Source organism: Maritimibacter harenae, assembly GCF_009882975.1.
GTDB lineage: Bacteria > Pseudomonadota > Alphaproteobacteria > Rhodobacterales > Rhodobacteraceae > Maritimibacter > Maritimibacter harenae.
Window position 1 is genome coordinate 45251 of sequence record NZ_WTUX01000014.1, and the last position, 9357, is coordinate 54607.

The window sequence follows — 9357 nt, forward strand, 5'->3', positions numbered from 1 at the left end:
CGTGTCTCCGGTTTTGGTTACGTGTCGCCGAGGGCGATCAGAACGATGTCGCCGTCCCAATGGGGCTGCAGCCGTTCAGCCGCCTGCCAGGCGCGCAGGCCGGACCGGCACGCCAGAACGGCACGCTGGCCCGGGGCGGGGAATGGGCCGTCCGGGCCGAAGTCGGTGACGGTGCGCCGAATGGCGGCAGGAAGCTCCGGGCCGGGTTCGGTTGCGCCGCGCAGGTCGATCAGGAAGTCGCCGGGGGCTATGTCCCGGGCAGCAATGAAACGCGGACCGTCAACGGGCTCCGGGGCGGCGTCAAAGCGGAAACCACCGAAACGCAAAGCGTCGGCATCATAGGTCACGATCCGGCCCAATGGCGTCGTGTCGCCCGCCAGAAACGCCAAGGCCATCTGCGCCTGCAGCGCACCGATCACGCCAACGGATGGGCCGAGCACACCATCGGTGTCGCAACTGCCCAGCCGTTCCGGCAGGTCGGGAAAGACCGCACGCAGCGACGGAGCCGGCCCGCAGAACCCGCCGCAATAGCCGTCTGTGCCCACGACCGAGGCCGAGAACAGCGGCACCCCCATGCGCTGGCAAGCGTCGCTGGCGGTATAGCTGGCCGCGAAACTGTCGGCGCAGTCGAGCACCAGCGTCATTCCTTCAAGCAGGCCCGGAGCGATGGCTGGATCGAACCTGATACCAAGGGGTTCCACCACCGTTTCTGGGTTCAACGCGGCCATATGGCCGGCGGCGGTCTGCGCCTTGGGCTGACCGATGTCTGCCTCCCGGAACAGAGTCTGGCGGTGCAGGTTCGACAGCGACACCGTGTCAGCATCGACCAGCCGAATAAATCCGACCCCTGAGCCTACCAGGTATTGCAGCACCGGCGCTGCAAGCCCGCCCGCGCCGATGACGAGGACGCGGGCTTCGCGCAGGGCCGCTTGCCCAGAGGTGCCGAACCCCGGCACCGCGATCTGGCGGGCGTAACGGGTCACGCGGTGGCCTCGAGCCATTCACGAACCCGGGCCTCGGGGTCATCGTTCAGCGTGATGTCCGTCACGGCAGAAACCACGTCCGCCCCGGCGGCAAAGGCGCCCGGCGCCCGTTCCGCGGACATCCCGCCGATAGCGATCAGGGGAACATCGCCGACCCGGGCTTTCCAGTCGGTCAGCTTGTCCACCCCCTGCTGGTGCCATTTCATCTTTTTCAGGATGGTTGGATAGACCGGCCCCAGCGCCACGTAATCCGGGTTCAGGGCGAGCGCCCGGTCCAATTCCACGTCGTCATGGGTGGACACCCCCAGCTTCAGCCCCGCCGCCCGGATCGCATCAATCTCCGCGGTGTCGAGGTCTTCCTGCCCCAGATGCACCCAGTCACAGTCAAGTTCGATGGCGATCTGCCAGTAATCGTTGACCACCAGCAGCGCCCCGTGATCGCGGCACCGCGCCTGCCCTTCGGCGATCTGCGCCCGCAGTTCGGCTTCGGCGAGGTTCTTCAGGCGCAGTTGCACCAGTTTCACACCCAGCGGCAGCATCCGGCGAAGCCAGCGCACATTGTCGAAGATCGGATAGAAACGGGGCAGGTTCATTCCAGAAACGCCTTTCCGAGGACGGGGGTGGAAGGAGCTGCCATGTCGCGCGGCGGCATCGGGTCGGCCTGATGCGCCAGGGCGCCAGCGGAGACGGCTCCGGCAAAGGCTTCGGCCATGGCTGCGGGATCGCCTGCCTTGGCAACCGCGGTATTCAGCAAGACCGCGTCAAATCCCAACTCCATCGCATGGGCCGCCTGACTTGGCAGGCCGAGACCAGCGTCGATCACGAGCGGAACCTCGGCGAAGTGGGCTCGCAGAGACCGCAATCCGTAGATATTGTTCAACCCCAGCCCGGTGCCGATCGGCGCCCCCCAGGGCATCAGAACCTCGCAACCCGCGTTCAGCAGCCGATCGCATAGCACAAGATCCTCGGTGCAATAGGGAAAGACCTGAAAGCCGTCCTCGGTCAGGATCCGCGCCGCCTCGACCAGTCCGAACGGATCCGGTTGCAACGTGTCCGCATGGCCAATGACCTCCAGCTTGATCCAGGGGGTGCCAAACAATTCCCGAGCCATCTGGGCCGTGGTCACGGCTTCGCGGACCGAATGGCAGCCGGCCGTGTTGGGCAGAAGTGCCACCCCCAGCCCTTCGATCAAGGACCAGAACTGCTGGCCTGCCTCGCCGCCGTCCGCCTCGCGCCGCACCGAAACGGTGGCGATCCCTGCGCCGGATCGGCGAAAGGCGTCGGCCAGAATGGCCGGTGACGGATATTGCGCGGTGCCCAGCATCAGGCGGGACGCGAACTCGGTGCCGTAAAATGTCGGCATATCAGCCTCCTTGCCGCGGGGCGACGATTTCAACCCGGTCGCCCGGTTGCAGCACCAGGTCGGCACGCTGACCTGCCGGCACGAAGGTTTCGTTGACAGCGGTGGCCACCTTGGCCCCGGCCTGCCCGGTTTCCCGCAGCAGGTCTTCCAGCGTCGGGCCGGCGATGTCCTGCAGTGTGCCGTTAAGCGTGATATTCATGCCAGAGCTCCGGTGTTTCTTGTTTTTCAATGACTTGTGCCGTCATCTGCGCCATTGCGGGTGCCAGCAGAAAGCCGTGACGGAAAAGTCCGTTGACGTAGAGCGTGCCGCCCACATCGATCAGGCGCGGCAGGTTGTCGGGAAAGGTCGGTCGGGCGTCGACGCCGATCTCCAGCAGTTCCGCCTCGCCGAAGGCGGGATCGAGCGCATAGGCGGCGGACAGAAGCTCCATAACCGAACGTACCGTGGCCCGGCTCCGTTCGCCGCTTTCGATCTGGGTGGCGCCCAACATGTAGACACCGTCGCCGCGCGGCACGATGTAAAGCGGAAAGCGCGGGTGCAGCAGGCGCACCGGGCGGGTCAGCGAAACACCAGGCGCACGCAAGACGACCATTTCGCCCTTTACGCCGCGCAGGTCGGGCAGAGCGGCACGGGCGGCGAAGCCGGTGCAATCGACGATCCGCTCTCCGTCGACCGGTTCGGTCGTGAACCGCACCCCTGCATCAGCCAACCGCCCCTGCAGGGCGATCAGGGTCGCGCGCGGGTTCAGATGCGCCTCGTCCGTCATCATCAACGCGCGGTCGAAACAACCGGACAACTGGGGTTCGGCAAGGGCAACGCCGTCGCGGTCAAGCCAGCGGTGGTTGGCAGTGCGGCGGGCGAAGATGTCGAGCTCCCGGCGATCGCGGCCGAGAGCGACGACCAGCGTGCCGCGCCGCGAAACCTCGGCCCCCTGTGCCTCCCACCACGCGCCAGCGGTGCGGCCCAACCGGATCACCGGTTCCTCCGCGGCGAAGCCTTCGCAGTCCGGTGCAAGCATTCCGCCGGCCCACCACGAACAGCCATGCGCGCCGGGGCCGCCATTCGGGTCGGACACTGTCACGGTGTGCCCACGCGATGCCAGCTCTGCCGCCACGCACAGCCCCGCGACGCCGCTGCCCCGGACGACGACGTTCATGCCCAGACCTCGTGGAAATGATGCACCGGCCCGTGACCCTGGCCGATTTCCAACCCATCGGCGGCAAGGATCGCGGCATGCAGCCAGCCATGCGCGCGGTCCACCGCCTCGGCCAATGGTTGCCCGAGGGCAAAGCCCGCAGCAATGGCCGACGACAATGTGCAGCCGGTGCCGTGGGTATTGCCGGTGGCAATGCGCGGCGACGCGAACGCTTGTGAACCACTTGGGCCGATCAGCCAGTCGGTGCACGTGTCACCACCGCCGTGGCCCCCCTTCATCAGCACGGCCCCTGCCCCCATGTCGAGCAACCGGCGCCCCTGCGCCTGCATGTCCGCGTCATCGACGGCCTCTGCCGTTCCGAGAAGCCGCGCCGCTTCGGGCAGGTTCGGGGTCAGCAAACTCGCCCGCGGGATCAGGCTTTCGGTCAACGCGGCCACCGCGCTGTCCGGCAAAAGCGCATCACCGGATTTCGCCACCATCACCGGGTCAAGTACGATCGGGCCGTCGAACGCCGCAATGGCTTCAGCCACGCAGGCCACAAGCTCCGGTCCGCCAAGCATCCCGATCTTGATCGAATCTACCCGTATCTCCTCGAGAACGGCCGCGATCTGCGCCGCGATGGTCTCGAGCGGCACCGGGTGCACGGCGATGACCGCCCGGGTGTTCTGGGCAGTGATGGCTGTAACAGCGCTGCATCCGAAAACACCAAGCGCGGAAAATGTCTTGAGATCCGCCTGAACACCGGCGCCGCCGCCGCTGTCAGATCCGGCAATGGTAAGGGCTGTTGCAGTCACGTCGCGTCCAATTCTGCGGGCCAGACCGGACGGGGAGACAGGGTGCGACCATAATCACGCGGTCGCCAAAACTGTTTCCTACGCCGGTCCTAACCGGTTCAGGTTCAATGGGTTTGCGTGATCGCATCTCAGCCCCAAGGGGCACCCCAACAGATTTTCTACGGGTACTAATCTTGAATTGCCGCTGGGTCAATGATCGACGGCCGCCGGCGTAGATCGGTTCCCGGGCCCATGCGTGCACTACCTGCCCACCGGACAATCTCGTGCAGGGATGTCACTTCGACGCATCTTGATCGTTATATACGCCATCCAGTTCATTCGTGTGCCATCGGCCTCGCCACGCCAAACAACCTTCCGGTCCGTACAACATCACCATCTGCGCGAGTTCATGAGAGCCCGCGCAGGAGATCCTTTGTCGCTGGCATGCGCCCGAGGCTCGCATCGATCCGATCGCGCCATCGGGGACCCTGCGACAGCGCATGCTCGTAGGCCTCGGCGAGATCGTCGGGCCGATCTTCCGCAAGGACGCGAACGAGGAACTCAGCCTGGGCCCGGTCTTTGCGCGCCTTCGCCTCGTCCGGGCCGCGATGCCGCCTGCTCGCCACGATCAGCTTGTGGATCGCGAAACGCTCCGGGCGCGGAATTTGCACGAGGACGCCGGAGCGATAGAGCGCCACCGCGTGAATAGGCTCGGAAATAAGGAAATTGAGGTAGTTCAGAGCCTGCGCGCTTACGCCGAGCGCCGGAAGCGGCTTGATGCCTTCGTCGCCGAAAGCCGGCGTCAGGAACTCGACCATGGCCTCGCCACCGCTTTGACGCCATTTCCATATCTGTCGATCAAAAACCCCCGGGACAGCTTCGAATTTCATCGACCGAAGAATATCACCCGGTTCTTCCTCGACGCGGTCACCCAGTGCCACCGACAGCCGCTCGAAGCTCGCAAAATCGATGTCCCCCGTCTGGGCAAGCTCCTCGGAATCGAAGCGAACGCCAAGCTCCCCTTGATAAAGCGCATAGGCTCCGGTCCCGATCAACGTACCGCCGAGCCGGAAGACGCCGGCGCGCGCGAACGCCAAAAGCAGCGAGCCTGTCTCCCGGTCTGTTCCGATCATCCCCTCGGCCCTGAGAACGCGCGCCAGGCGCGACATGCGCTTCTTTCGCTCTTGGGCCTCCGCCTTCAGGTTAGCTGCGTGCGCCAAGCGGTCGCGCAGGTCGGGACTATCCTCGCCAAGGTAGCGACTCTTCATCTCGGTCCCGATCCGGAACCGGTCGTAGAGATAGGTTCGCCCGTTTCGGTGACGCTCCTCGATACTGCCCACAACCTCCGAGGCCGCTTCGTCGAGATGCATACGCAGCAGGTCCTGATAAGCGACCTGGGCTGCGCGGGAGTGCGATATTGGATCCATCTTGTGCCTGCATTTTGTCAGTGTGCAACAAATATAAGATTGATACACACAATCGCAAGTGTGTAGCAAATATTATTTTGATGCACACCGTTGACGCCAACGTGGGTTGCGACACCCCTGGTCTCGCCCGAGGACAGAACAAGCGTCCTTCGAAGAGCGCGAGCGTCGCCGCATCCGTGCAAAAACCCGGACAGCCAGGAATCGGCCAAATCCACGTCATGAGCGGTAGAGCCTTTGCCTATAGCTCATTATTGTCCGTCTATTGAGCTATAGAGGTCAGCCCTATCCCTCATCTGTCAAACCGGCGTCCGAAAGTCCCTCCCGATCTGGCAGGTCACGCAGGCTCTCCAGACCGAAATGCGCGAGAAACGCCTCCGTCGTCACAAACGTATAGGGCGCGCCCCTGCGCGGTGCACGCGGGCCCGGGGCGATCAGCTCACGCGCATGCAGGCGCCCGATCAACTCCCGGCTGATCTCCTTGCCGAAGATGTCCTTGAGTCCATCGCGCGTGATCGGCTGGTGATAGGCAATCGCGGCAAGAACCGCGACATCGAACTCCTTGAGGTCCGTGACCGGGTCGCCGAGATCGGCCGCGGCCCGGATCGCCGGGGCGTAGGCCACACGCGTGCGCAAGACCCAACCATCGCCCACCTTTGCCACTTCGAAGGAGCGGCCTTCGAGATCCACGGCCAGGTCCTCGACCAGGAGCTCGACGGAGGCCCCCTGCCCCACCACGCGCGCCAAGTCCTCGCGCGGCACCGGCGATGCGCTGGCAAAGAGCACCGCTTCGACCCGGCGCATCCATTCGCGCCAGCGCAGCTCCGGCGGCAACTCGGCCAGCTCACGATCGAGCTCAGGCGCATCTCTTTTCGCCATCGTCACACTCCGTAGAGCCGGAACGTGTCGCGCCCGGTGAGCTCACGCACAGCGCCGAGAGCCACGAGCCGATCACAGAGCCGCCGGGCGGCTCGGTCCGACATCAGGTGAGTGAGTGCCGCCGGGGCCAAGGCATCGTTTTCGAAAAACAACGCCACCGCCTGCCCGGCCCCCTTGGCGCGCAGCTTTGGCGCGACAGCCTCAAGCCGCGCCCCAGCCCGCCCGAGCTCAACCGCCTGCTGGGCCACCCTCCCGGCCCCAGCGCGCGCGGCCCGGTGACAGGCCAACCGTAAGTCCTCTCCGGTGCGGCGCAGAGCACGGGACGGCAAGGCCGCGGTGATGACCGGCGTCACGTGGGACCAGCCAAGCGCCCTCGAAAGCGTGGCTTCCGCCAGGGCCAACGCCGTCACCTCGTCCCGCGGCCGGTCAGCAAGCACGGCTTCCAGCACGCCAGCGGCCCGGGCGACCGGTCCCCCCTGCCCTGTCGTCATCCAGTCCTCGATCGCCTCGGACGTCACATTCGGCAAAGCGCGTGCGAGCGACCTCGTCGATGCGGGGCGCGCGACCACCCGCCGCCAGACAGCGAGTACCTCTCCCGCAGGCCCCAACGCATCTCCAGGCCGCGCCAAGTGAACGGCATCTCTCAATTCGGCAGCCCGCTCGGGTCGGCCCTGCCACGCCACACATGCCTCGGCCGCCCCAAGCGCAAGGCGGTCGCGCAGCAGGGTCTGAGGGAGCGCGCGGTCCGCAACCAACAAATGCAGCGCACCAAGGGCCGCGCCCGACAAGAAGGCAACGTCATCCAGCGTATCTGCGGCGCCCCGCAATGCCCAGGACGGCAGCCGCGGCGGGTTCAGCGCCTCTTCATTGGGATCGGATCGCACGAACGTCATGCCGCCACCCTAATCAAACGACGGCGGTTTGTTCCAGAGAATGCCGCTCAAACCGCCGCAGCGAGGAATGTGGCGCGGCCACTGTCCCCCCTGCCCGCCCCAGCACCTCAAGCCGGCGCGCGAGCGTCGAGCCGCACCCTATGGACAAAAAAATGGCCGAGACAAGCTCGGCCACAGTCCAACAGGGAGGAGTAATCCGATGGCCATGTTGGGAGGACCATCGGCTTGTGTGCCGTCGTATACGGTGGGAGCCGACTTGACGCAAGGTAAACTTTAGCCGCGCGGCGCGAACGTGGCCATTACCCTGAACGCTTGGGCAAAATGAAACGTCTTCAGCATTTGGACTTCGCCGCATCTACGGCCGCTTTCCTGAAGCCGAATTTCGGCTCGCGACCCCACGCTCAGGGTATCAGGATGACGGACCCCGTGGTCCGGCGCGCCTCCATATCCGTGTGCGCTCGGGCAGCATCGCCGAGAGCGTAGGTCGTGATCTCCGGGGCACGCACGACCCCCTCACGGATCGCCTGGAACAGGTTCTCAGCAGCCGCCTCGTACTCACTGCGCTGCGCCGTGTAATGCGCGATCGACGGCCGTGTCAGGTAGAGCGAGCCCTTGGCGCCGAGCGTGGATATCGCGACCGGGTCCACCGGACCCGACGCCTCGCCGAAACTGACCATGGTCCCGCGGGGTCGCAGGCAATTCAGGGATTTCTCGAACGTGTCTGCCCCGACGGAATCGTATACGACATCGACGCCCGCCCCGCCTGTCAGCTCCTTCACGCGGGCCTCGAAATCCGTCTGACGATAATTGACCGGGTGCGTGCAGCCATTCGCCTTCGCGACCTCGAGCTTCTCCGCCGAGCTCGCGGTGCCGATCACCATGCCCCCCTTCGCCGACATCCACTGGCAGGCAATCGTGCCCACGCCCCCGGCCGCCGCATGCCAAAGCACCGTGTCACCGGAGCTGATCGCGCGGCACCTGTGAATCAGATACTCTACGGTCAGGCCCTTGAAGATGAGCGCCGCCGTGAGCTCGGGCGTCATATCCGAGGGTACCTTCAGGGCACGCGCCGCAGGCAGGTTACGGGCCTGGCTGTAAGCATCCGGCGGCCCGCCGACATAGGCCACCCGGTCTCCAACCGCGAACCCATCGACCCCGGCCCCCACGGCGCGCACCACACCGACACCTTCCATGCCCAGTCCCGCGGGCAACGGCAACGGCGGCGCGTAGACCCCCTTGCGATGGTAGATATCGATGTAGTTGACGCCGATGGCTTCGTGCTTGATCTGGAGCTCTCCCTCAGCGGGCGGGGCCAGTTCGACGTCCTGCACTTTCAGGACGTCAGGATCACCGTGGTGTTCGAACCGAACCGCGGACGTCGTCTCAGCCATGTGGGAAGCCCTCCTTCTGTCAGACCCAGACTATGTTCGGGTGGGCGTTAGGGCGAGAAGATTTCGAGTGGTTCGGAAGCGAGGGCAACCGTGCAAACCGCTTGTTTCGTGTGGTTGAATCGAAACCGAATGCCATGTCGGTGATCAAGAGGTGGGGGAATGCGCCCCGTCCGCCACCAAATGCAGCGCCCCGAGCACCGTGGCCGACAAAAAGGCAACATTGTCAGCGGCTTCCGCCGCGCCCCGCGTGACCCAGGATTGCAGCCGGAGTATCGTTGTGTTGGCGTCACGGGTCTCGGGGGGGCGTGGGTCAAGCCGGAAGCCCACTCCACGACGGCGCTTTTCTCCGCAATAATAGACGTAAACCGCCGCGCATTGTCGAGCTCGTTTATGTCCAATAAGATTGCATTATCGGACATTACTGCGATATGCTCAGAAACATGAGCAAAATGCCCAAAAACAATGTCGGGTGACCGGAGATTACGAGACTCAGG

Annotated in this window: 10 protein-coding genes and 1 riboswitch; all 10 genes read right to left on the reverse strand. The window is 65.0% G+C overall.

Annotation, left to right across the window (positions count from 1 at the left end):
* Nucleotides 1-17: 17 nt before the first annotated feature.
* Nucleotides 18-983, reverse strand: a complete 966-nt coding sequence (locus tag GQE99_RS12090; protein WP_161351889.1) for a HesA/MoeB/ThiF family protein — start codon at nucleotides 981-983, stop codon at nucleotides 18-20.
* Nucleotides 980-1576, reverse strand: coding sequence for a thiamine phosphate synthase (locus tag GQE99_RS12095; protein ID WP_161351890.1), 597 nt, complete (start codon nucleotides 1574-1576; stop codon nucleotides 980-982). Before GQE99_RS12095 ends, GQE99_RS12090 begins: the two co-directional genes overlap by 4 nt.
* Nucleotides 1573-2346, reverse strand: a complete 774-nt coding sequence (locus GQE99_RS12100) for a thiazole synthase (protein ID WP_161351891.1) — start codon at nucleotides 2344-2346, stop codon at nucleotides 1573-1575. The genes GQE99_RS12095 and GQE99_RS12100 overlap by 4 nt, the downstream gene beginning before the upstream one ends.
* A gap of 1 nt (nucleotide 2347) precedes the next feature.
* Entirely contained in the window at nucleotides 2348-2545 is a 198-nt protein-coding gene (gene thiS / locus GQE99_RS12105) for a sulfur carrier protein ThiS (protein ID WP_161351892.1), read from the reverse strand.
* Entirely contained in the window at nucleotides 2529-3503 is a 975-nt protein-coding gene (locus tag GQE99_RS12110) for an FAD-dependent oxidoreductase (protein ID WP_161351893.1), read from the reverse strand. Before GQE99_RS12110 ends, thiS begins: the two co-directional genes overlap by 17 nt.
* Nucleotides 3500-4297 carry a bifunctional hydroxymethylpyrimidine kinase/phosphomethylpyrimidine kinase gene (thiD, locus tag GQE99_RS12115; RefSeq protein WP_161351894.1) on the reverse strand — a complete coding sequence of 266 codons (798 nt, stop codon included), beginning with the start codon at nucleotides 4295-4297 and terminating at the stop codon, nucleotides 3500-3502. Before thiD ends, GQE99_RS12110 begins: the two co-directional genes overlap by 4 nt.
* A gap of 58 nt (nucleotides 4298-4355) precedes the next feature.
* Nucleotides 4356-4456: riboswitch (TPP riboswitch) on the reverse strand.
* Nucleotides 4457-4683: 227 nt separating this feature from the next.
* Nucleotides 4684-5703 carry a nucleotidyltransferase family protein gene (locus GQE99_RS12120; RefSeq protein ID WP_161351895.1) on the reverse strand — a complete coding sequence of 340 codons (1020 nt, stop codon included), beginning with the start codon at nucleotides 5701-5703 and terminating at the stop codon, nucleotides 4684-4686.
* A 282-nt stretch (nucleotides 5704-5985) separates the two neighbouring features.
* Nucleotides 5986-6579, reverse strand: coding sequence for an SMC-Scp complex subunit ScpB (scpB, locus tag GQE99_RS12125; protein ID WP_161351896.1), 594 nt, complete (start codon nucleotides 6577-6579; stop codon nucleotides 5986-5988).
* A gap of 2 nt (nucleotides 6580-6581) precedes the next feature.
* Nucleotides 6582-7472, reverse strand: coding sequence for a DUF1403 family protein (locus GQE99_RS12130; protein WP_161351897.1), 891 nt, complete (start codon nucleotides 7470-7472; stop codon nucleotides 6582-6584).
* A gap of 401 nt (nucleotides 7473-7873) precedes the next feature.
* Nucleotides 7874-8863, reverse strand: a complete 990-nt coding sequence (locus GQE99_RS12135; protein ID WP_161351898.1) for a quinone oxidoreductase family protein — start codon at nucleotides 8861-8863, stop codon at nucleotides 7874-7876.
* Nucleotides 8864-9357 lie beyond the last annotated feature (494 nt).

Coding starts and splice junctions, on each gene's coding strand:
- GQE99_RS12095 (WP_161351890.1), bottom strand. CDS start 1,576: ATGAACCTGCCCCGTTTCTATCCGATCTTCGACAATGTGCGCTGGCTT.
- GQE99_RS12100 (WP_161351891.1), bottom strand. CDS start 2,346: ATGCCGACATTTTACGGCACCGAGTTCGCGTCCCGCCTGATGCTGGGC.
- GQE99_RS12130 (WP_161351897.1), bottom strand. CDS start 7,472: ATGACGTTCGTGCGATCCGATCCCAATGAAGAGGCGCTGAACCCGCCG.
- GQE99_RS12135 (WP_161351898.1), bottom strand. CDS start 8,863: ATGGCTGAGACGACGTCCGCGGTTCGGTTCGAACACCACGGTGATCCT.
- GQE99_RS12110 (WP_161351893.1), bottom strand. CDS start 3,503: ATGAACGTCGTCGTCCGGGGCAGCGGCGTCGCGGGGCTGTGCGTGGCG.
- scpB (WP_161351896.1), bottom strand. CDS start 6,579: ATGGCGAAAAGAGATGCGCCTGAGCTCGATCGTGAGCTGGCCGAGTTG.
- thiS (WP_161351892.1), bottom strand. CDS start 2,545: ATGAATATCACGCTTAACGGCACACTGCAGGACATCGCCGGCCCGACG.
- GQE99_RS12120 (WP_161351895.1), bottom strand. CDS start 5,703: ATGGATCCAATATCGCACTCCCGCGCAGCCCAGGTCGCTTATCAGGAC.